The organism is Pseudomonas sp. B21-010 (genome assembly GCF_024749325.1).
Taxonomy (GTDB): Bacteria; Pseudomonadota; Gammaproteobacteria; order Pseudomonadales; family Pseudomonadaceae; genus Aquipseudomonas; species Aquipseudomonas kilonensis.
Map to the genome: position 1 here is coordinate 6,451,538 of NZ_CP087198.1, position 21,115 is coordinate 6,472,652.

21 protein-coding genes are annotated in these 21,115 nt (G+C 58.4%); all 21 read right to left on the reverse strand.

The annotated features are described in order from the left end of the window. Positions 1-255: 255 nt before the first annotated feature. Positions 256-2,088 (reverse strand): glutamine--fructose-6-phosphate transaminase (isomerizing), encoded by a 1,833-nt coding sequence (gene glmS, locus LOY50_RS28845; RefSeq protein WP_214511122.1) that lies wholly within the window; start codon positions 2,086-2,088, stop codon positions 256-258. 1 nt (position 2,089) lies between these two features. After that, positions 2,090-2,866 carry a DeoR/GlpR family DNA-binding transcription regulator gene (locus LOY50_RS28850; protein ID WP_060739917.1) on the reverse strand — a complete coding sequence of 259 codons (777 nt, stop codon included), beginning with the start codon at positions 2,864-2,866 and terminating at the stop codon, positions 2,090-2,092. 211 nt (positions 2,867-3,077) lie between these two features. Beyond that, complete coding sequence (glmU, locus tag LOY50_RS28855) at positions 3,078-4,445, reverse strand: bifunctional UDP-N-acetylglucosamine diphosphorylase/glucosamine-1-phosphate N-acetyltransferase GlmU (protein ID WP_253470569.1); 1,368 nt, start codon at positions 4,443-4,445, stop codon at positions 3,078-3,080. Between the two features lie 115 nt (positions 4,446-4,560). Further along, complete coding sequence (locus tag LOY50_RS28860; RefSeq protein ID WP_003207087.1) at positions 4,561-4,986, reverse strand: F0F1 ATP synthase subunit epsilon; 426 nt, start codon at positions 4,984-4,986, stop codon at positions 4,561-4,563. Positions 4,987-5,031: 45 nt separating this feature from the next. Then, positions 5,032-6,408, reverse strand: a complete 1,377-nt coding sequence (gene atpD / locus LOY50_RS28865; protein ID WP_003207089.1) for a F0F1 ATP synthase subunit beta — start codon at positions 6,406-6,408, stop codon at positions 5,032-5,034. Positions 6,409-6,435: 27 nt separating this feature from the next. Beyond that, positions 6,436-7,296 carry a F0F1 ATP synthase subunit gamma gene (gene atpG / locus LOY50_RS28870; RefSeq protein WP_003207090.1) on the reverse strand — a complete coding sequence of 287 codons (861 nt, stop codon included), beginning with the start codon at positions 7,294-7,296 and terminating at the stop codon, positions 6,436-6,438. Between the two features lie 50 nt (positions 7,297-7,346). Then, entirely contained in the window at positions 7,347-8,891 is a 1,545-nt protein-coding gene (gene atpA / locus LOY50_RS28875) for a F0F1 ATP synthase subunit alpha (RefSeq protein WP_003207093.1), read from the reverse strand. 21 nt (positions 8,892-8,912) lie between these two features. Further along, a complete protein-coding gene (locus LOY50_RS28880; protein WP_003207094.1) occupies positions 8,913-9,449 on the reverse strand; it encodes a F0F1 ATP synthase subunit delta in 537 nt (178 codons plus the stop codon). A 12-nt stretch (positions 9,450-9,461) separates the two neighbouring features. Further along, positions 9,462-9,932, reverse strand: coding sequence for a F0F1 ATP synthase subunit B (locus LOY50_RS28885; RefSeq protein ID WP_003187193.1), 471 nt, complete (start codon positions 9,930-9,932; stop codon positions 9,462-9,464). 58 nt (positions 9,933-9,990) lie between these two features. After that, on the reverse strand, positions 9,991-10,248 hold the full coding sequence (atpE, locus tag LOY50_RS28890; protein ID WP_003097235.1) for a F0F1 ATP synthase subunit C: 258 nt from the start codon (positions 10,246-10,248) through the stop codon (positions 9,991-9,993). 131 nt (positions 10,249-10,379) lie between these two features. Further along, a complete protein-coding gene (gene atpB, locus LOY50_RS28895; protein ID WP_214511126.1) occupies positions 10,380-11,249 on the reverse strand; it encodes a F0F1 ATP synthase subunit A in 870 nt (289 codons plus the stop codon). A 16-nt stretch (positions 11,250-11,265) separates the two neighbouring features. Continuing rightward, positions 11,266-11,673: a F0F1 ATP synthase subunit I gene (locus LOY50_RS28900; protein ID WP_013694636.1), complete on the reverse strand. Its 408-nt coding sequence runs from the start codon at positions 11,671-11,673 to the stop codon at positions 11,266-11,268. Between the two features lie 148 nt (positions 11,674-11,821). Continuing rightward, a complete protein-coding gene (locus LOY50_RS28905; protein WP_003207098.1) occupies positions 11,822-12,694 on the reverse strand; it encodes a ParB/RepB/Spo0J family partition protein in 873 nt (290 codons plus the stop codon). Between the two features lie 9 nt (positions 12,695-12,703). Continuing rightward, a complete protein-coding gene (locus LOY50_RS28910) occupies positions 12,704-13,501 on the reverse strand; it encodes a ParA family protein (RefSeq protein WP_003207100.1) in 798 nt (265 codons plus the stop codon). 18 nt (positions 13,502-13,519) lie between these two features. Then, positions 13,520-14,155: a 16S rRNA (guanine(527)-N(7))-methyltransferase RsmG gene (rsmG, locus tag LOY50_RS28915; protein WP_249877389.1), complete on the reverse strand. Its 636-nt coding sequence runs from the start codon at positions 14,153-14,155 to the stop codon at positions 13,520-13,522. Positions 14,156-14,160: 5 nt separating this feature from the next. After that, on the reverse strand, positions 14,161-16,059 hold the full coding sequence (gene mnmG / locus LOY50_RS28920) for a tRNA uridine-5-carboxymethylaminomethyl(34) synthesis enzyme MnmG (RefSeq protein ID WP_214511127.1): 1,899 nt from the start codon (positions 16,057-16,059) through the stop codon (positions 14,161-14,163). A 564-nt stretch (positions 16,060-16,623) separates the two neighbouring features. Next, entirely contained in the window at positions 16,624-17,994 is a 1,371-nt protein-coding gene (gene mnmE, locus LOY50_RS28925) for a tRNA uridine-5-carboxymethylaminomethyl(34) synthesis GTPase MnmE (RefSeq protein ID WP_253470571.1), read from the reverse strand. A gap of 79 nt (positions 17,995-18,073) precedes the next feature. After that, on the reverse strand, positions 18,074-19,756 hold the full coding sequence (gene yidC / locus LOY50_RS28930; RefSeq protein WP_258690090.1) for a membrane protein insertase YidC: 1,683 nt from the start codon (positions 19,754-19,756) through the stop codon (positions 18,074-18,076). Between the two features lie 2 nt (positions 19,757-19,758). Then, entirely contained in the window at positions 19,759-20,004 is a 246-nt protein-coding gene (yidD, locus tag LOY50_RS28935) for a membrane protein insertion efficiency factor YidD (RefSeq protein ID WP_010465488.1), read from the reverse strand. Continuing rightward, positions 19,997-20,398 (reverse strand): ribonuclease P protein component, encoded by a 402-nt coding sequence (gene rnpA, locus LOY50_RS28940; protein WP_003207107.1) that lies wholly within the window; start codon positions 20,396-20,398, stop codon positions 19,997-19,999. The genes yidD and rnpA overlap by 8 nt, the downstream gene beginning before the upstream one ends. A 16-nt stretch (positions 20,399-20,414) precedes the next feature. Beyond that, positions 20,415-20,549 carry a 50S ribosomal protein L34 gene (rpmH, locus tag LOY50_RS28945; protein WP_003213577.1) on the reverse strand — a complete coding sequence of 45 codons (135 nt, stop codon included), beginning with the start codon at positions 20,547-20,549 and terminating at the stop codon, positions 20,415-20,417. Positions 20,550-21,115 lie beyond the last annotated feature (566 nt).

The window sequence follows — 21,115 nt, forward strand, 5'->3', positions numbered from 1 at the left end:
GTCGGTCAGATCATCATATGAAAGTATTTTTTCATAATTGCGGGAATAATCGAGAAATCCCTTCAGTCACTCCAGCCCGCAGTAAAGACCTTGCCAGGATTCATCAGCCCCGCCGGGTCCAGCGTGCGCGCTGATCCAAATCGCCAGAGCGTTTAGCTGCGCCCATAAAAAACCCCCTGGATTCAGGGGGTTAGTTTGGCCAGGAAGCTAGCCACAAACCGTCGAGCTGGGAAGCTGTTCCTACGCGCGACGTCCTTACTCAACCGTTACCGATTTTGCCAGGTTACGCGGCTGGTCCACATCGGTACCCTTGAGCACAGCGACGTAGTACGACAGCAGCTGCAGCGGGATGGTGTAGAGGATCGGCGACAGGATGTCGTGGATGTGCGGCATGTGCACCACGTGGGTGCCTTCGCCATTGGTCATGCCAGCCTTTTCGTCAGCAAAGACAATCAACTGGCCGCCACGGGCGCGCACTTCCTGCAGGTTGGACTTGAGCTTTTCCAGCAGCTCGTTGTTCGGCGCGACGGTGACCACCGGCATGTCGTTATCCACAAGCGCGAGCGGGCCGTGCTTGAGCTCGCCAGCCGGGTAGGCCTCGGCGTGGATGTAGGAGATTTCCTTGAGCTTCAAGGCCCCTTCCATCGCCACCGGGAATTGCGCGCCACGGCCCAGGAACAGGGTGTGGTTCTTCTCGGCGAACAGCTCGGCGATTTTTTCCACAGTACCGTCCATGGCCAGGGCTTCGCCCAGGCGGGCCGGCAGGCGGCGCAGCTCTTCGACCAATGTTGCCTCGACCCCTTTGCCCAGGGTACCGCGCACCTGGCCCAGGGACAGGGTCAGCAACAGCAGGCCCACCAGCTGCGTGGTAAACGCCTTGGTCGACGCCACGCCGATTTCGCGGCCGGCCTGGGTCAGCAGGGTCAGGTCGGATTCGCGCACCAGCGAGCTGATGCCGACGTTGCAGATCGCCAGGCTGGCGAGGAAACCCAGTTCCTTGGCGTTGCGCAGGGCGGCCAGGGTGTCGGCGGTTTCGCCAGACTGGGAGATGGTGACGAACAGCGAATCGGGTTGCACCACCACTTTGCGATAGCGGAACTCGCTGGCCACTTCGACCTGGCACGGAATACCGGCCAGTTCTTCCAGCCAGTAACGGGCGACCATGCCGGCGTGATAACTGGTGCCGCAGGCCACGATCTGTACGTTGCGGACCTTGGCGAACAACTCGGCCGCCTGTGGACCGAACGCCTGGACCAGCACCTGGCTCTGGCTCATGCGGCCTTCCAGGGTGCGTTGGACCACGGCCGGTTGTTCGTGGATTTCCTTGAGCATGAAGTGGCGGAACTCGCCCTTGTCGGCGGCTTCGGCACCGTCGCGGTACTGGACGGTTTCACGTACCACGTCTTTGCCGTCGAGGTCCCAGATCTGCACGCTGTCGCGGCGAATTTCGGCGATATCGCCTTCTTCCAGGTACATGAAGCGGTCGGTGACCTGGCGCAGCGCCAACTGATCGGACGCCAGGAAGTTTTCCCCCAGGCCCAGGCCGATAACCAATGGGCTGCCGCTGCGGGCCGCCACCAGGCGATCAGGTTGTTTCGCGCTGATGACCGCCAGGCCATAGGCACCGTGCAGTTCCTTGACGGTGGCCTTGAGGGCGACGGTCAGGTCCACCAGGTCCTTGAGCTTGTGGTTGAGCAGATGGGCGATGACTTCGGTGTCGGTGTCCGAGGTGAACACATAGCCGAGCGCCTTGAGCTGTTCACGCAGGGCTTCGTGGTTTTCGATGATGCCGTTGTGCACCACCGCCAGGTCGCCGGAAAAATGCGGGTGAGCGTTACGCTCGCACGGCGCGCCATGGGTGGCCCAACGCGTGTGGGCGATGCCCAGGCGACCGAGCAGCGGTTCGGCTTCCAGCGCCTGCGCAAGCTCGCTGACCTTGCCCGGACGACGCATGCGTTCGAGCTTCTCGTCGTTGGTAAACACCGCCACACCGGCGCTGTCATAACCGCGGTATTCCAGGCGCTTGAGGCCTTCGAGCAAGATTGCTGTGATGTTGCGTTCAGCAACGGCGCCGACAATTCCACACATGCTATTTCTCCTGGCTGACAGGCGCGCAGATCACGGTGATGCCGCGGGCCTGAATCTGATCGCGGGCCTCTACGGGCAGGCGATCATCGGTAATGAGGGTATGGACGCTGCTCCACGGCAGTTCCAGGTTAGGGATCTTGCGGCCGATCTTGTCGGCCTCCACCATTACGATCACTTCCCGGGCAACCTCAGCCATCACACGGCTCAAGCCCAGCAGTTCGTTGAAGGTGGTGGTACCTCGAACCAGATCGATGCCGTCGGCGCCGATGAACAGCTGGTCGAAGTCATAGGAACGCAGGACCTGCTCGGCCACCTGGCCCTGGAACGACTCGGAGTGAGGATCCCAGGTACCGCCGGTCATCAACAGCACCGGCTCGTGCTCCAGTTCGCTCAAGGCGTTGGCGACGTGCAGGGAATTGGTCATCACCACCAGGCCCGGCTGTTGGCCGAGTTGCGGAATCATGGCCGCCGTGGTGCTGCCGCTGTCGATGATGATGCGCGCGTGCTCGCGGATCCGCTTCACGGCGGCCCGGGCAATGGCCAGTTTGTACTTGGAGACGGTTTGCCCGTTATCGGCCACCAACTCCTGCGGCATCGGGACCGCGCCACCGTAGCGACGCAGCAGCAGGCCGTTGGTTTCCAGGGCGGCGAGATCCTTGCGAATCGTAACTTCCGAGGTTTCGAAGCGCTTGGCCAACTCATCCACACTGACCTCACCCTGCTCCTGGAGCAAGGCAAGGATGTTGTGACGGCGTTGTGGTGTGTTGCGTTTCGACATGGCGGTATAAGTTTCGATTCGAAAGATAACGTAAGCAATAAAAACCTATTGAAGCGATATCGTCAAGACAGCAGAAGAAAAATTCAGAAAGTCCCTAAATCACTGTGGGAGCGAGCTTGCTCGCGAAGGGGCCGGGTCAGGCAATGCTGCTTTACCTGATATACCGCTATCGCGAGCAAGCTCGCTCCCACAGGGGGGGTTGTGGATAACTTTAGGGCTTCTTGATTTTCTCCGGCCGCTTCCAGCCGTCGATATTGCGTTGGCGGGCGCGTCCGACTGCCAATTGGCCTTTATCCACATTCTGGGTAAGGGTCGAACCGGCTGCCGTGGTCGCACCGCTGGAGATATCCACAGGTGCTACCAAGGAGTTGTTCGAGCCGATGAACACATCTTCGCCCAACACGGTTTTCCACTTGTTGGCGCCATCGTAGTTGCAGGTGATGGTCCCCGCGCCAATGTTGGTGCGGGCGCCGACTTCGGCGTCACCGAGGTAGGTCAGGTGCCCGGCCTTGGCGCCTTCGCCCAGGTGAGCATTCTTCAGTTCAACAAAGTTACCCACATGGGCACGGGCTTCCAGCACAGAGCCTGGGCGCAGGCGGGCAAACGGGCCAGCATCGCTGCCCTCCCCCATGACCGCACCGTCGAGATGGCTGTTGGCCTTGATCACCACGCCTTTGCGCAGGGTGCTGTCCTTGATCACGCAGTTCGGGCCGATGACCACGTCGTCTTCGATGACAACCTTGCCTTCGAGGATGACGTTGATGTCGATGACCACATCGCGACCCACGCTGACTTCACCGCGCACGTCGAAACGGGCCGGATCGCGCAGGGTCACGCCTTGGGCCATCAAGCGGCGGGCGGCGCGCAATTGATAGTGGCGCTCCAGTTCGGCCAATTGCCGGCGATCATTGGCGCCCTGCACTTCCATGGCGTCCAGCGGCTGCTCGGTGGCGACCACCAGCCCGTCGCTGACCGCCATGGCGATCACGTCGGTCAGGTAGTACTCGCCCTGGGCGTTGTTGTTCGACAGACGACTCATCCAGTCACCCAGGCGCTCAGCCGGTACGGCCAGAATCCCGGTGTTGCCTTCAGTGATCGCGCGCTGGGCTTCGTTGGCGTCCTTCTGCTCGACGATGGCGGTCACCTGGCCGTCGACGTTACGCACGATGCGGCCATAACCGATGGGGTCGTCCAGCTCGACGGTCAACAGGCCCAACTGTTGTGGCGCGACATGCTTGAGCAGGCGTTGCAAGGTGTCGACTTCGATCAGCGGCACATCGCCGTAGAGAATCAGCACCGTATCCGCCGTGATGAACGGCACAGCCTGGGCCACCGCATGGCCGGTGCCCAGTTGTTTGTCCTGCAGGACGAAATTCAGGTCATCGGCGGCCAGGCGTTCGCGCACTGCATCGGCACCGTGGCCGATCACCACGTGAATGCGCTGTGGATCAAGTTGCCGAGCGCTGTGGATAACATGGCCGAGCATGGAATTGCCGGCTACCGGGTGCAAGACCTTGGGCAGCGCCGAACGCATGCGGGTGCCTTGACCGGCCGCGAGGATAACGATTTCGAGAGACATGACTGGCTACCAATCCTGGGTGGTCAGCGGCTGCGACCAGATGATGAGTGTCGGGAAAAGAAAAAAGGGTAGCCGAGGCTACCCTTTTTAATCAATCGCACAGAAAGCAGACGGCTTAGCCGCCGAACTTCTTGCGGATCTGCTGGACGGTGCGCAGCTGGGCTGCGGCCTCGGCCAGACGTGCAGCAGCAGAACCGTAATCGAACTCCGCGCCTCGCTCGTGCAGGGCCTTCTCGGCAGCCTTGACGGCTTCCTGAGCGGAGGCTTCGTCCAGGTCGGCAGCACGTTGCACAGTGTCGGCAAGGACCTTGACCATGTTCGGCTGAACCTCGAGGAAACCACCGGAGATGTAATACACCTCGGCTTCCCCGCCCTGCTTGATCAAGCGGATCGGACCCGGTTTCAGATTAGTGATCAGCGGTGCGTGACCCAGAGCGATACCAAGATCACCCAGCTCACCATGCGCAATCACCATCTCGACCAGACCGGAGAAGATTTCCCCTTCCGCACTGACGATATCGCAATGGACTGTCATAGCCATCTGATTGCCTCAACCTAAATTAGCGCCCGTTGCCGGGCGCCGGGATTACAGTTTCTTGGCTTTCTCGATCGCTTCTTCGATGCCGCCGACCATGTAGAACGCTTGTTCTGGCAGGTGGTCGTAGTCACCGTTGAGGATGCCTTTGAAGCCAGCAATGGTGTCTTTCAGGGAAACGTATTTACCCGAGGCACCGGTGAAGACTTCAGCCACGAAGAACGGCTGCGACAAGAAGCGCTGGATCTTACGAGCGCGGGATACCAACTGCTTGTCGGCTTCCGACAGCTCGTCCATACCCAGGATCGCAATGATGTCCTTCAGCTCTTTGTAGCGCTGCAGCACGTACTGGACGCCGCGAGCGGTGTCGTAGTGCTCCTGGCCGATCACGTTCGGGTCCAGCTGGCGCGAAGTCGAGTCCAGTGGGTCAACCGCTGGGTAGATACCCAGGGAAGCGATGTCACGGGACAGAACGACGGTGGCGTCCAAGTGGGCGAAGGTGGTCGCTGGCGACGGGTCGGTCAAGTCATCCGCAGGTACGTATACCGCTTGGATCGAAGTGATCGAACCTTCCTTGGTCGAAGTGATACGTTCTTGCAGAACGCCCATCTCTTCAGCCAGGGTCGGCTGGTAACCTACTGCCGAAGGCATACGGCCCAGCAGTGCGGATACTTCGGTACCGGCCAGGGTGTAACGGTAGATGTTGTCGACGAACAGCAGAACGTCGTTACCTTCGTCACGGAACTTCTCGGCCATGGTCAGGCCGGTCAGGGCTACGCGCAGACGGTTTCCCGGCGGCTCGTTCATCTGGCCATAGACCAGTGCCACTTTGTCCAGAACGTTGGAATCCTTCATCTCGTGGTAGAAGTCGTTACCCTCACGAGTACGCTCACCCACACCGGCGAACACGGAATAACCGCTGTGCTCGATGGCGATGTTACGGATCAGTTCCATCATGTTTACGGTCTTGCCTACACCGGCACCACCGAACAGACCCACTTTACCGCCCTTGGCGAACGGGCAAACCAGGTCGATAACCTTGATGCCGGTTTCCAGCAGGTCGTTGCCGCCTGCCTGTTCAGCGAAGGATGGCGCAGGACGGTGAATGCCCCAGCGCTCTTCGGTGTCGATCGGACCCGCTTCGTCGATCGGGTTACCCAGTACGTCCATGATCCGGCCCAGGGTCGCTTTACCGACCGGTACGGAGATGGCAGCGCCAGAGTCGATAACGTCCAGACCGCGCTTCAAGCCTTCGGTAGAACCCATCGCAATGGTACGAACGATGCCGTCGCCCAGCTGCTGCTGAACTTCCAGGGTAGTTTCCGCGCCTTGTACTTTCAGCGCGTTGTAGATGCTCGGTACGCTGTCGCGTGGAAATTCCACGTCGATAACGGCGCCGATGATTTGAACGATACGTCCGCTACTCATAGCTGGATCCTCTGAATATTTGAACCGTTAAACCGCGGCAGCGCCGCCGACGATTTCCGAGATCTCTTGGGTGATCGCAGCCTGACGCGCCTTGTTGTAGATCAGCTGCAAATCGCTGATCAAATCACCGGCGTTGTCGGTAGCGTTCTTCATCGCGATCATCCGCGCTGCTTGTTCAGCTGCGTTGTTCTCGACCACCGCCTGGTAGACCTGCGACTCCACGTAGCGGACCATCAAGCCGTCAAGCAGCTCCTTGGCATCCGGTTCGTAGAGATAGTCCCAGTGGTGCTTGAGTTCCTGTTCCGGGGTCGCCACCAGTGGGATCAATTGCTCCACGGTTGGCTGTTGCGTCATGGTGTTGATGAACTTGTTGGATACCACGGACAGGCGGTCAATCCGGCCTTCCAGGTAAGCATCCAGCATCACCTTGACGCTGCCGATCAGGTCATTGATCGACGGTTCTTCACCCAGGTGGCTGATAGCAGCGACGACGTTGCCGCCGAAGTTGCGGAAGAAAGCCGCACCCTTGCTACCAATCACGCACAGATCGATCTCGACGCCTTGTTCGCGGTTTACAGCCATGTCCTTGACCAGGGCCTTGAACAGGTTGGTGTTCAAGCCACCACACAGACCACGGTCACTGCTCACCACGACGTAACCGACGCGCTTGATAGCACGGTCGATCATGAACGGGTGGCGATATTCCGGGTTGGCGTTGGCCAGATGACCAATAACCTGGCGGATGCGCTCCGCATAAGGGCGGCTAGCAGCCATGCGCATTTGTGCCTTGCGCATTTTGCTGACCGCCACTTTTTCCATGGCGCTGGTAATTTTTTGCGTGCTTTTGATGCTCGCAATCTTACTGCGAATCTCTTTTGCGCCTGCCATGTAACACCTATCAGGTTAGCAAGCGGGAGCCTTGCGACTCCCGCTGCGGCTTACCAGGTTTGGGTGGCCTTGAACTTCTCGATACCGGCTTTCATGCCAGCGTCGATTTCGTCATTGAAGTCACCCTTCACGTTGATCTTGGCCAACAAGTCGGCGTGATCGCGGTTGAAGTAAGCAATCAGCGCTTGTTCAAAGCTGCCGACCTTGGCGATTTCAACGTCAGTCAGGAACCCACGCTCAGCGGCATACAGCGACAGCGCCATGTCAGCGATCGACATTGGTGCGTATTGCTTCTGCTTCATCAGCTCGGTAACGCGCTGACCATGCTCAAGTTGCTTACGGGTCGCTTCGTCCAGGTCAGAAGCGAACTGGGCGAATGCCGCCAGTTCACGGTACTGGGCCAGGGCGGTACGGATACCACCGGACAGCTTCTTGATGATCTTGGTCTGAGCGGCACCACCCACACGGGATACCGAAACACCGGCGTTCACAGCAGGACGGATCCCGGAGTTGAACATGGCCGATTCCAGGAAGATCTGACCGTCGGTGATGGAAATCACGTTGGTCGGAACGAACGCGGAAACGTCGCCAGCCTGGGTTTCGATGATCGGCAGAGCGGTCAGGGAGCCGGTCTTGCCGGTCACTGCGCCGTTGGTGAACTTCTCTACGTACTCTTCCGAAACGCGGGATGCGCGCTCCAGCAGACGGGAGTGGAGATAGAACACGTCGCCTGGGTAGGCTTCACGGCCTGGTGGACGGCGCAGCAGCAGGGAGATCTGGCGGTAAGCCACTGCCTGCTTGGACAGATCGTCATAAACGATCAGCGCGTCTTCACCGCGGTCGCGGAAGTATTCGCCCATGGTGCAACCGGAGTACGGTGCCAGGAACTGCAGCGCAGGAGATTCCGATGCGCTCGCCGCCACGATGATCGTGTTGGCCAGGGCGCCGTTTTCTTCCAGCTTGCGAACCACGTTGGCGATGGTCGATTGCTTCTGACCGATGGCTACGTAGACGCAGAAAATGCCGCTGTTCTTCTGGTTGATGATCGCGTCGATCGCCAGAGCGGTCTTACCGATCTGACGGTCACCGATGATCAGCTCACGCTGGCCACGGCCGACAGGGATCATGGCATCGACAGCCTTGTAGCCAGTCTGTACAGGCTGGTCTACCGACTTACGCCAGATCACGCCAGGAGCAACTTTCTCGACCGCGTCGGTCTCGGTGTTGTTCAGCGGACCTTTACCGTCAACAGGGTTGCCCAGTGCGTCGACGACGCGACCCAGCAGTTCCTTACCAACCGGAACTTCGAGGATGCGGCCGGTGCACTTGGCGCTCATGCCTTCGGCCAGCGACTGGTAGGAACCCAGTACAACGGCACCTACGGAGTCTTGCTCCAGGTTGAGGGCCATACCGTAGACGCCGCCCGGAAACTCGATCATCTCGCCGTACATGACGTCGGCCAGACCGTGAATCCGCACGATACCGTCAGATACGCTGACGACAGTGCCTTCGTTACGGGCTTGGGAGGTCACATCGAGCTTGTCGATGCGGCCCTTGATAATTTCACTTATTTCGGAAGGATTGAGTTGCTGCATTGCTCTGCTGCCCCTTCAAACTCAAGATTTCAATGCTTCGGCAAGTTTCGCGATTTTGCCGCGAATCGAGCCATCGATAACCAGGTCGCCGGCGCGGATTACAACGCCCCCTATCAGGGACTTGTCTTCCTCGACTTGCAGGCGCACTTCCCGGTTGAGTCGTGCACTGAGAACCTTGGCGAGTTTGTCTTGCTGTTCTTGGTTCAATGCGAAAGCACTGGTCACTTCCACGTCTACCGACTTCTCTTGCTCGGCCTTGTACAGGTCGAAAAGAGTGGCGATCTCCGGCAGAAGCAGGAGACGGTCGTTTTCGGCAACGACGTGAATGAAATTCTGTGCCTTGGCATCGAACTTGTCGCCGCACACGTCAATGAACGTGGCGGCCTTTTCTGCGCTCGTCAGTCGCGGGGCCTTGAGCACGCGCTGCATGGTGTCGTCTTGCGACACCGCTGCAGCCAGGCCGAGCATGGCTGACCAATTGGCCAGTTGCTGGTGGGCCTGAGCGTGCTCGAAGGCCGCCTTAGCGTAAGGTCGGGCCAACGTGGTCAGTTCTGCCATGATCGCCCTCGCTTAGATTTCAGCAGCCAGTTGGTTAACCAGCTCTGCGTGCGCGTTTTGATCGATTGTGGCACCCAGGATCTTCGAAGCACCGCCAACGGCCAGGGCACCCACTTGGGCACGCAGCGCGTCTTTGACACTATTGAGTTCCTGTTCGATCTCGGCTTGAGCCTGAGCCTTCACACGGTCAGCTTCGACGCGAGCCTGTTCACGGGCTTCGTCGACAATCTGGGTACCGCGTTTCTTGGCTTGCTCGATGATTTCAGCTGCCTGAGCTTTCGCTTCGCGCAGTTGCTGACCCACTTTCTCATGGGCCAACTCCAGGTCGCGAGCTGCACGGCTGGCAGCGTCCAGACCATCAGCGATCTTCTTTTGACGTTCGTGCAATGCCGCAATGACCGGAGGCCATACGAACTTCATGCAGAACAGTACAAAAATCAGGAACGCAACGGACTGGCCAATCAGGGTCGCATTAATGTTCACGCCAACACCTCGCAGTTACGTTGTCCATCACACCAATCTACTCGAGACATCCGAGTAATTAGCCAGCGATTTGACCAACGAACGGGTTCGCAAAGGTGAAGAACAGCGCGATACCAACACCGATCATGGTCACGGCGTCGAGCAGACCGGCCACGATGAACATTTTGACTTGCAGCATTGGAACCATTTCTGGCTGACGCGCTGCGCCTTCCAGGAACTTGCCGCCCAACAGGCCGAAACCAATTGCGGTACCCAGTGCGCCCAGGCCGATCAACAGTGCAACAGCGATAGCGGTTAGACCAACTACAGTTTCCATCTTTCCTCCCGACTTTTACGTCGTATGGTTTAGGTTTTTTAGATTAAAGCGGTAAAACAAATCGTTTCTCAGCCCGGTTCGGGCTCCTTCCCGTTTGACCGGGAAGGACATCAGACTAGTCGAGACTGGCCTTAATGGTTTTCTTCGTGCGCCATCGACAGGTAGACGATGGTCAGCATCATGAAGATGAACGCCTGCAGGGTGATGATCAGGATGTGGAACACAGCCCACGCCCATTGCAGGACTACACCCAGGCCGCTGAGCCACAGCAGGCCGCTGCCGAACATCACAGCGATCAGGATGAACACCAGTTCGCCGGCATACATGTTGCCGAACAGACGCAGTGCCAGAGAAATCGGTTTGGCGATCAGGGTCACGAATTCGAGCAGGAAGTTCACCGGGATCAGCAGGGCTTGAACCAGGATGTTCTTGCTGCCGAACGGGTGCAGGGTCAGTTCGCCGATGAAGCCGCCGATGCCCTTGACCTTGATGCTATAGAAAATGATCAGTGCGAAGACCGAGAAGGCCATGCCCAGGGTTGCGTTCGGGTCGGTGGTCGACACGGCGCGGAATGGGATGTGGTGGTCGCCGGTGATCAGGATGGCCAGCTGAGGAATCCAGTCGACCGGTACCAGGTCGACGGCGTTCATCAGGAACACCCAGACGAAGATGGTCAGTGCCAGCGGTGCGATCACCGGGCTACGGCCATGGAAGCTGTCTTTCACGCTGCCATCGACGAATTCGACCAGTACTTCAACGAAGTTCTGCAGTGCACCAGGCTGACCGGAAGTCGCCTTCTTTGCCGCCATGCGGAAAAGAAGAACGAAGATCAGGCCCAATGCGACCGACCAGCCGAGGGTATCGACGTGGAAAGCCCAGAAGCCCATTTCCTTGGCTTCTGCTGCGGAGTGGGCAAAGCCCCAGCCGCCGTTGGGTAGCTGACCGAAGGTCAGGTTCTGCAAGTGGTGCTGGATATAGCCCGAAGCGGTTGTCTCTGCCATGGTTGCCTCAAACGCCCTAAGGTCTCGAAAGTCTTGTTCTCATTAGCAGGGGAGCGAACCAGCTAACCAGTTGGGTCAGCACGAAGACGCTGAATACAGCCAGCGGCGCCAGTGGCTTCACACCTGCGAACGTCAATGCAAACAGCACTGCCGTCAAAATCAGTTTCCCCGCCTCGCCGGCATAAAAAGACCGGACGATAGCCTGGGCTGCTCGGGCGCCGGAAAACCGAAAGGCCCTGTGAGCGAAGTAAATATTGGGAAGCAAGGCTATCAGGCCTCCGCAAAGCCCTGAGTATCCGGCGACGACTCCTTTCCATTGCCAAAGCGCCAATGCGGCGATCAGTACAACGGTGAATTGGGCCATCAAAACCGGGAAAACTGCCAGACGATGGAACGGCAAGCGGTTTGGCGTGCGGGTTTCCATCGCTTTTGCTCTCCAATAGTCGGCCGCCATAATTCAATAACTTGGCATAATTTGTGCCGACAAAATGCGCGCAGAGTATAGGGGCGGTTCTGCCCCTATTCAACTGTCGGGTAGTGATTTCCGACTGCGCGCTACAAGAGCAATTGTTTCAGCGAATGTGTGCAAGGACACCTTGCAGCTCATCGAGGGAGTTGTAACCAATCACCAATTGCCCCTTGCCCTTCTTTCCGTGGCGGATCTGCACCGCAGAGCCCAGGCGCTCGGCCAGGCGTTGTTCCAGGCGAGCGATATCAGGATCGGTTTTGGGTGCCTCGACAGGGGCCGGTTTGCCGCTCAGCCACTGGCGAACCAGTGCCTCGGTTTGGCGCACAGTCAGACCGCGTGCGACAACATGTCGCGCCCCTTCAACCTGTTGATTTTCCGGCAAACCGAGCAACGCCCGGGCATGACCCATTTCCAGGTCGCCATGGGACAGCATGGTCTTGATGACTTCCGGCAACGCAATCAGGCGCAGCAGGTTGGCCACGGTCACGCGGGACTTGCCCACCGCCTCGGCAACTTGTTGCTGGGTCAGCTGGAATTCCTGCTGCAAACGCTGCAGGGCCACGGCTTCCTCGATCGGGTTGAGGTCTTCACGCTGGATGTTCTCGATCAGCGCCATGGCGATGGCCGTTTCATCCGGTACATCGCGGACCATCGCCGGGATGGTTTCCTGGCCGGCCTGCTGGCTGGCGCGCCAGCGACGTTCGCCGGCAATGATCTCGAAGCGCCCATTGGCGATCGGCCGGACCACGATCGGCTGCATCACGCCCTGGCTCTTGATCGACTGGGCCAATTCTTCCAGCGCCTGCGGATCCATGTCCCGACGCGGCTGATATTTGCCGCGCTGGATCAGGTCCAGCGGCAAATGCTGCAACTCACGCTGATCGACCTGGACGGCCTGTTCTTCCAGCGAGCTGACAGTGGGACCGCTGAGCAGTGCATCCAGTCCACGTCCGAGACCTCGTTTCTTGACGGCCATGGGGTTTCCTTAAGTTGGCTGGGCTGCAGCGGTGCGTGGATTGCGGCGCTGACGGCGAACCATCTCGCCCGCCAGGGCCAGGTAAGCCAGCGCACCACGGGATTGTTTGTCGTAGGCCAGGGCCGGCATGCCGTAGCTCGGCGCTTCGGCCAGACGGATGTTACGCGGGATGACCGTGTCGTAGAGCTGCTCGCCGAAGTGTTCCTTGAGCTGGGCCGAAACATCGTTCATCAGGCTCAGGCGCGGGTCGTACATGGTCCGCAGCAGGCCTTCGACCTTCAGGTCCGGGTTCAGCAGTTCGGCGATGCGCTTGATGTTATCCACAAGGTCGCTCAAGCCTTCCAATGCGAAGTATTCGCACTGCATGGGGATAATGACCCCATCGGCCGCCACCAGGGCGTTGAGGGTCAGCATCGACAGCGACGGCGGGCAGTCGATCAGGATGTAATCGTAGTTTTCCCGGATCGGCGCCAAGGCGCTGCGCAGACGGCTTTCCTTCATCTGCATTTCCAGCAGCACCACTTCGGCCGCCGTCAGGTCACGGTTGGCCGGCAGCAGTTGATAACCGCCGTGTTCGGAGAAGTGCATGGCCTGGCCCAGATCGCATTCGCCGATCAGGACGTCGTAGATGGAGTTTTCCAGGCCATGCTTATCCACACCGCTACCCATGGTGGCGTTGCCCTGTGGATCGAGATCGATCAACAGCACCCGGCGCTTGGTCGCGACCAGGGATGCTGCGAGGTTGATACAGGTGGTGGTCTTGCCCACACCACCCTTCTGGTTCGCTATCGCGAATACCTTAGCCATTCTTGCTTGTGTTCCCAATCATGCCGTGCGGCGCAGTATCAGCAGATGGCGTTGGCCTTGGCAACCGGGTACGGCCAAGGCGTGTTCGCTATCGAGGTGGAAGTCTGCCGGCAATGCTACCAGCTCATCGGCTGGATGAACGCCCTTCATTGCCAGCCAGCGCGTATCGGCGTCGCCCAGGTGGCGAGTCCAGTTGCTGAAGTTCTCCATGCTGCTGAACGCCCGGGAGATGATCCCGTTGAACGGCTCGGCAGGCTGGAACGCTTCGACGCGGCTGTGGATAACTTGCAGGTTATCCAGTTTGAGTTCGAGTTTGACCTGGGTCAGGAAGCGGGTTTTCTTGCCGTTGCTGTCCAGGCAGGTCACTTGCGAGTCGGGAAACAGGATCGCCAGCGGGATTCCCGGCATGCCCCCGCCACTGCCGACATCCAGCCAGCGACCGTTTTCGATGAAGGACATGACGCTGAGGCTGTCGAGCAAATGGCGCGAGACCATTTCATCCGGATCGCGCACGGCGGTCAGGTTGTAGGCCTTGTTCCATTTGATCAACAACGCCAGATAACCCAGCAATTGCGCGTGCTGGGCTTCGGTCAAGTTGACGCCGAGCTGACGGGCACCTGTGGATAACTCTTCAGCGTGTTGCGAGGTGACCATCGAACTCAAGCGCTTTGCTCCAACTGGCGGCCGGCGCCGCGTTTTTTCAAATGAATCATCAACAGGGAAATCGCCGCTGGCGTAACGCCTGGAATACGCGAGGCCTGGCCCAGGGTTTCTGGACGGGTCGCACCGAGCTTGCTCTGGATTTCTTTCGACAGCCCGGAAATGCCGGTGTAATCGATATCCACAGGCAGCTTGGTGTCTTCACTGGCGCGCAGACGGGCGATTTCGTCTTGCTGGCGGTCGATGTAACCGGCGTATTTGGTCTTGATCTCGACCTGTTCGGCCACTTGCGGATCTTCCGCACCCTGGCCGGTCACTTCCACCAGCCCGGCATAGTCGATTTCCGGACGGCTCAAGAGGTTCAACAGGTTGTATTCGTGGGTCAGTGGCGTGCCGAATTTCGCGGCAATGGCATCGCCCTGCTCGGTACCGGGACGAACCCAGGTGCTTTTCAGGCGCTGCTCTTCCAGCTCGATGCTCTCGCGTTTCTTGCAGAACGCGGCCCAACGCACGTCGTCCACCAACCCCAGTTCGCGACCTTTCTCGGTCAAGCGCAGGTCGGCGTTGTCTTCACGCAGGATCAGGCGGTATTCGGCGCGGGATGTGAACATCCGATACGGTTCCTGGGTGCCCAGGGTAATCAGGTCATCCACCAGCACACCGATGTACGCCTCGTCACGACGCGGGCACCAGGCTTCTTTGCCCTTGGCGAGCAGTGCGGCGTTGGCTCCGGCGAGCAAACCCTGGGCACCCGCTTCTTCGTAGCCGGTGGTGCCGTTGATCTGCCCGGCGAAGAACAGACCGCCGATAGCTTTGGTTTCCAGGCTGTACTTCAGATCACGCGGATCGAAGTAGTCGTACTCGATCGCATAACCCGGACGCACGATGTGCGCGTTCTCCATGCCACGGATCGATTGCACGATCTGCAATTGCACGTCGAACGGCAGACTTGTGGATATCCCGTTCGGATACAACTCATGGGTGGTCAAACCTTCCGGTTCGATGAACACCTGATGGCTTTCCTTGTCGGCAAAGCGATGGATCTTGTCTTCAATCGACGGGCAATAGCGCGGGCCGACACCTTCGATTTCACCGGCAGCGGAATACATCGGCGAACGATCGAGGTTCGCCGCAATGATTTCGTGGGTGCGGGCGTTGGTGTGGGTGATCCAGCAACTGACTTGCCGTGGATGCTGTTCCTTGTTGCCCATGAACGACATCACCGGGATCGGCGTATCGCCAGGCTGCTCGGTCATCACCGAGAAATCCACGGACTTGCCGTCGATGCGAGGTGGCGTACCGGTTTTCAGGCGCCCGACACGCAATGGCAACTCACGCAGACGGCGAGCCAGAGCAATCGACGGCGGATCACCGGCGCGACCGCCGGAAAAATTCTGTAAACCGATGTGGATAAGTCCGCCAAGGAAGGTCCCGGTGGTCAACACCACGGAATCGGCGAAGAACCGCAGGCCCATTTGCGTGACGACTCCGCGTACCTGGTCCTGCTCGACGATCAGGTCATCGGCCGCTTGTTGAAATATCCACAGGTTCGGCTGGTTTTCCAGGATTTCACGGACAGCTGCCTTGTACAGGACTCGGTCGGCCTGGGCGCGAGTAGCGCGCACGGCTGGGCCTTTGCGGCTGTTCAATACGCGAAACTGGATACCACCCTTATCGGTGGCCATGGCCATCGCGCCGCCCAGGGCATCGATTTCCTTGACCAGGTGGCTTTTGCCGATCCCACCAATGGCAGGGTTGCAACTCATGGCACCGAGGGTTTCCACGTTATGCGTCAGCAACAGGGTTTTTGCCCCCATGCGTGCTGATGCAAGTGCTGCCTCGGTACCGGCATGACCGCCGCCGATGACGATCACTTCAAAACGGGAAGGGAAATCCACCACGCACCTCGTGCCTGCTTAATTCAGGTAATTCGGAAATAGGTCTTGAGCCTGGCCAGAGCGTTTTTCGAACCAGGTCGGCAAGTATAGGGACTTCCCCTTTCCTAAAGAACCCTTTGCACAAAATTTAACCAGCTGTGGAAAACTCGCGGTTAAAGAAATTAAAAAGAAAGAAATTTATAAAACCTTTGTTTTTATGTTTATTCTTACTGAGCCACTTATCTGTGGATAACGTTACACAGGCCTTTATTTACAATGTGTACAGAGATTCAAAACCCTGTGATCAGGTGGCAATGAGGGGGTTGGATAACCGGTGTAAGCCTGTGGATGAATGGGCCTGTTATCCACAGAGGCGGTTATCTTCAGTTTTGAAGGGGGTTTATCAACCGACCTCAATGGCAGTTATTCACAGGGCTTAATCCACAGAAAACCGCCGCAATGGACCGCCGCAGCGTCCACAGGCAAGCCGCCATCAAGGGCAATCGTTTCAAAAATAGAGGGGAGGAACCGGGTTTGTGTTGGACTCGAGAGGCTTCGAGGACAAACCCGGTTTGAAAGGCGGGGTTATTTACCGATGCAGAAGCTGGAAAAGATCCGCCCCAACAGGTCATCGGAGCTGAAGGCGCCGGTAATTTCCCCAAGGGAATGTTGGGCCTGGCGAAGGTCTTCGGCCAACAACTCACCCGCCCCCGCCAAGGTCAGCTGCGCACGACCGTGTTCCAGGGCGGCGCTGGCATGGCGCAAGGCTTCAAGATGCCGCCGGCGGGCGCTGAAGCTGCTTTCCGAGGTCTGCTCATAGCCCATGCAGGCCTTGAGGTGTTCACGCAGCAACTCCAGGCCTTCGCCCGCCGCCTTCGCGCTCAGGCTGATGGTCACATGGCCGTCGTTGCTGACCTCAAGGACAATCGCTTCCCCGGTCAGGTCGGCCTTGTTGCGGATCAAGGTGACTTTCGCTGGATCCGGGCGGACTTCGAGGAATTCAGGCCACAAGGCAAATGGATCGTCCGCTTCCGGTGCGGTGGCATCCACCACCAGCAGGACCCGATCGGCTTCACCGATGGCCTTGAGCGCCCGCTCAACGCCGATTTTTTCCACCTGGTCATCAGTGTCGCGCAAACCTGCGGTATCCACTACGTGCAGTGGCATGCCATCGATGTGGATATGTTCACGCAATATGTCCCGGGTGGTGCCGGCGATCTCGGTGACAATCGCCGCCTCGCGCCCGGCCAGGGCATTCAACAGGCTCGACTTGCCGGCATTCGGCCGCCCAGCGATCACCACGGTCATCCCATCGCGCAGCAAGGCGCCCTGCCCGGCTTCGCGCAGTACTGTGGATAACTCATCGCGCACTTTATCCAGCATGCTCAGCACGTGACCATCGGCCAGGAAGTCGATTTCCTCTTCCGGGAAATCAATCGCCGCCTCGACGTAAATCCGCAGGCCAATCAATTGTTCGGTGAGGTTATGCACACGCAGGGAAAACGCACCCTGCAAGGACCGCAATGCGTTGCGTGCCGCTTGTGCCGAACTGGCTTCGATCAAATCGGCGATCGCCTCGGCCTGGGCCAGGTCGAGCTTGTCGTTGAGGAATGCCCGTTCACTGAACTCACCCGGCCGGGCCAGGCGACAGCCCAGTTCCAGGCAACGCTTGAGCAGCATGTCCAGCACGATGGGGCCGCCATGCCCTTGCAGTTCCAGTACGTCTTCGCCGGTGAACGAATTCGGCCCCGGGAAATATAACGCCAGCCCCTCGTCGAGGACCTGCTGGTCATCACTGAAAAACGGGCCGTAATGAGCAAACCGCGGTTTGAGTTCACGACCGCTGATAGCCTTGGCCGCGACACTGGCCAAGGGCCCCGAAATACGGACGATGCCGACACCGCCGCGACCTTGGGCGGTGGCAACGGCGGCGATGGTTTCACGCGGAGCGCTCATAAACCGGTATCCAGACAAAAGTGACAGATAGCAAAACGCCCCACTAGGGGGCGTTTTGTGTGGTTATCCACAGAGCAAGTTACGCCTCGGCTTTTTTCGTAGCCGCTTCGATCTTACGCGTGATGTACCACTGCTGAGTGATGGACAACACGTTGTTCACAACCCAGTACAGCACAAGACCAGCCGGGAACCACAGGAAGAAGAAGGTGAAGATGATTGGCATCATTTTCATGACCTTCGCCTGCATCGGATCCGGAGGCGTTGGGTTCAGCTGCTGCTGGATGAACATGGTCGCGCCCATGATGATCGGCAGGATGAAGAACGGATCCTTGATCGACAGGTCGGTAATCCACAGCATGAACGGTGCCTGACGCATCTCCACGCTTTCCAGCAAGACCCAGTACAGCGACAGGAACACGGGCATCTGTACAAGAATCGGCAAGCATCCACCCAGCGGGTTGATCTTCTCTTTCTTGTACAACTCCATCATGGCCTGGGACATTTTCTGCCGGTCATCGCCATGTTGCTCTTTCAGCGCGGCCAGTTTCGGCGCCACAGCGCGCATGCGAGCCATGGATTTGTAGCTGGCGGCCGACAATGGGAAGAACAGACCCTTGATCAGCATGGTCAGGAAAATGATCGACCAGCCCCAGTTACCGACGATGCTGTGGATATGTTGTAGCAGCCAGAAGATCGGCTGGGCAATGAACCACAGGAAACCGTAGTCCACGGTCAGTTCCAGGCCTGGGGACAACTCTTTCAGCACGGCCTGGCTTTTAGGGCCGGCATACAGAATGGCGCTGGTTTCGGCTTTCGCACCTGGTGCGGCAGTCAATGTCGGGCCGGTGTAGCCGATGATGAAGTTGCCTTTGCTGTCTTTACGCGTCTGGACGACGTTGCTGTCGCCTTTTTGCGGGATCCAGGCTGTTACAAAGTAGTGCTGCAGCCAGGCAACCCAGCCACCTTGGACGGTTTCCTTGAGCGGGCCCTTGTCCATGTCCTTCATGGAGACTTTCTTGTACGGCTCCGAACTTGTCCACAGGGCGGCGCCCAGGTAAGTCGCGGTGCCGGTGGCAGTGCTCGAAGACGGATCGGAGCTGGCGTCACGCTTCAATTGCGCGAACATCGCACCGGACCAGGGCTGTGCGCTCTGGTTGTCGATCAGGTAAGAGACGGTTACGTCATACAAGCCACGTTTCAAGGTGAAACGCTTGATGTAGTTGACGCCATCCTTGCTGAACTTCAGGTCCACGACCAGTTGGTCCTGACCGTCAGCCAGTTGATAAGTCTTCTTCTCGGCGGAGTAGACCGGGCGACCGGCCGGGCTCGAATCCGGGCCGTTGGTACCGATCAGGCCACTTTGGGCCAGATAGGTGCGCTCGTTACCGTTGTCGAACAACTGGAACGGGATTTCCGGATGATCCTGGCGACGCGGATACAGCGGCAGCTTCAGCTGGGCGACGTCACCACCTTGTGGATCGATTGCCAGCTCGAGCACGTCCGTCTTGATCTGGATGAGATCTTTGCTTACGGCCACGGGGGCTTCGGCGGGAGCGCTGGTATCGCTTGCCGCGCGCGGGATGTCGTCATTGCTGGCAGCATTGTTGCCAACTGGGGCATCCGGCAGGCTCGGTGCGGTATTGCTGGCTGCAACATTCTGAGTCGGCAGGGCAGCCTGGCCATAGTCCTGGTTCCATTTAAGGACCATGACGTAGGACACGATTGCCAGGGCGACGATCAGGATCGTGCGTTTGATATCCATGATTACTCGGCCATCGAAGAAGAACGGGAGGTAGGGATAGGCGGAACCGGGTCATAACCGCCGGGATTCCACGGATGACAGCGACCTAAACGACGAAAGGTCAGCCAGCCACCGCGCAGTAGGCCATGATTTTCTATGGCTTCGTACGCGTAGCAGGAACAACTGGGGTAGAAACGACAGTGACTGGCCATCAAAGGACTAATGGCATAGCGGTAAAACTGGATCGGAACGAGTGCCAGTTTACGCATCGGGACTGTCTACCCCTACAGTTTCGGTGTTGACTGCTGGTACTGGCTTGTTGCGGGCCAGACGCTTCCAGAGCTTGCCGAAATGCTGAATCAATTCGGGGTTTTCTACGTCACCCAAACCTTTGCGCGCGACGATAACAATGTCCCATCCAACCAGTGAATCCTGGTTCAGGCGAAACGATTCGCGCATCAGACGTTTGAGGCGATTGCGCTGAACAGAGAGCTTGACGCTCTTTTTCCCGATAACCAGCCCTAGTCGGGGGTGATCGAGATCGTTACTGCGCGCAAGGAGCAGGAGATTTTTCCCCGGAACCTTGCCGGTAGGGGAGTCAAAGACTGCCTTGAAATGCCGGGGTGTAAGCAGACGCTTTTCCCGACTGAAGTCCTGACTCACCTCCAGTGCCGGATTATCAAACTGCCAGACGCGCACGACCTTTGGCGCGACGACGCGACAGGACGGCACGACCGTTCTTGGTAGCCATGCGAGCACGGAAACCGTGGGTACGAGCGCGTTTGATAGTGCTTGGTTGGAAAGTACGTTTCATGTCGTGTTACCTGGTTCGTCCACAACGGGCCGGAATGGCCCCCGTTTTAAGAGACCGGGGATTCTAGAGAAAGCAAGCCTCTAGGTCAATTTCCAACCAGCGTTTCCTTTAAATAGATATCCGGACGCTGGGGCGGATTCATCACACGACGCTAGATATAGAAATAAAGAAGGGAATTATTTAAAGCTTTTCTGTAAAGCTTATAAAAGCAAGGCAGCCACCTGTCTGTGGATAACCATGCGCAGGCCTTGTAATCCGCCATGTACAGAGAATGACAACTACACGGGAAAGCAGTGGCCAGCCTGTGCTGCGCTGTCGGATAAGCTGTGTGTGGAATGCCATGTTATCCACAGGGCGGTTATCCACCGACTTTCGCCCCCACTTGTGCAACGACCTCAGGCCCGGTTATCCACAGAGCTTATCCACTGACCGCCCGTCGTCTTTCTTGCGGTTAACGCATTGATAAATCATGGGCGATCAGCAAGCTGCATGTGGATAAGTGGGCGTCTGCTCGCTACAATGGCCGCTTGTTTTTGCCTCACCGGCTTTCAACTTAGGGGATATCC

What these genes read in the sequence shown, in the direction of transcription:
- glmS (WP_214511122.1), bottom strand. Translation starts at nt 2,088, where the DNA reads ATGTGTGGAATTGTCGGCGCCGTTGCTGAACGCAACATCACAGCAATC.
- LOY50_RS28850 (WP_060739917.1), bottom strand. Translation starts at nt 2,866, where the DNA reads ATGTCGAAACGCAACACACCACAACGCCGTCACAACATCCTTGCCTTG.
- glmU (WP_253470569.1), bottom strand. Translation starts at nt 4,445, where the DNA reads ATGTCTCTCGAAATCGTTATCCTCGCGGCCGGTCAAGGCACCCGCATG.
- LOY50_RS28860 (WP_003207087.1), bottom strand. Translation starts at nt 4,986, where the DNA reads ATGGCTATGACAGTCCATTGCGATATCGTCAGTGCGGAAGGGGAAATC.
- atpD (WP_003207089.1), bottom strand. Translation starts at nt 6,408, where the DNA reads ATGAGTAGCGGACGTATCGTTCAAATCATCGGCGCCGTTATCGACGTG.
- atpG (WP_003207090.1), bottom strand. Translation starts at nt 7,296, where the DNA reads ATGGCAGGCGCAAAAGAGATTCGCAGTAAGATTGCGAGCATCAAAAGC.
- atpA (WP_003207093.1), bottom strand. Translation starts at nt 8,891, where the DNA reads ATGCAGCAACTCAATCCTTCCGAAATAAGTGAAATTATCAAGGGCCGC.
- LOY50_RS28880 (WP_003207094.1), bottom strand. Translation starts at nt 9,449, where the DNA reads ATGGCAGAACTGACCACGTTGGCCCGACCTTACGCTAAGGCGGCCTTC.
- atpE (WP_003097235.1), bottom strand. Translation starts at nt 10,248, where the DNA reads ATGGAAACTGTAGTTGGTCTAACCGCTATCGCTGTTGCACTGTTGATC.
- atpB (WP_214511126.1), bottom strand. Translation starts at nt 11,249, where the DNA reads ATGGCAGAGACAACCGCTTCGGGCTATATCCAGCACCACTTGCAGAAC.
- LOY50_RS28900 (WP_013694636.1), bottom strand. Translation starts at nt 11,673, where the DNA reads ATGGAAACCCGCACGCCAAACCGCTTGCCGTTCCATCGTCTGGCAGTT.
- LOY50_RS28905 (WP_003207098.1), bottom strand. Translation starts at nt 12,694, where the DNA reads ATGGCCGTCAAGAAACGAGGTCTCGGACGTGGACTGGATGCACTGCTC.
- LOY50_RS28910 (WP_003207100.1), bottom strand. Translation starts at nt 13,501, where the DNA reads ATGGCTAAGGTATTCGCGATAGCGAACCAGAAGGGTGGTGTGGGCAAG.
- rsmG (WP_249877389.1), bottom strand. Translation starts at nt 14,155, where the DNA reads ATGGTCACCTCGCAACACGCTGAAGAGTTATCCACAGGTGCCCGTCAG.
- mnmE (WP_253470571.1), bottom strand. Translation starts at nt 17,994, where the DNA reads ATGAGCGCTCCGCGTGAAACCATCGCCGCCGTTGCCACCGCCCAAGGT.
- yidC (WP_258690090.1), bottom strand. Translation starts at nt 19,756, where the DNA reads ATGGATATCAAACGCACGATCCTGATCGTCGCCCTGGCAATCGTGTCC.
- yidD (WP_010465488.1), bottom strand. Translation starts at nt 20,004, where the DNA reads ATGCGTAAACTGGCACTCGTTCCGATCCAGTTTTACCGCTATGCCATT.
- rpmH (WP_003213577.1), bottom strand. Translation starts at nt 20,549, where the DNA reads ATGAAACGTACTTTCCAACCAAGCACTATCAAACGCGCTCGTACCCAC.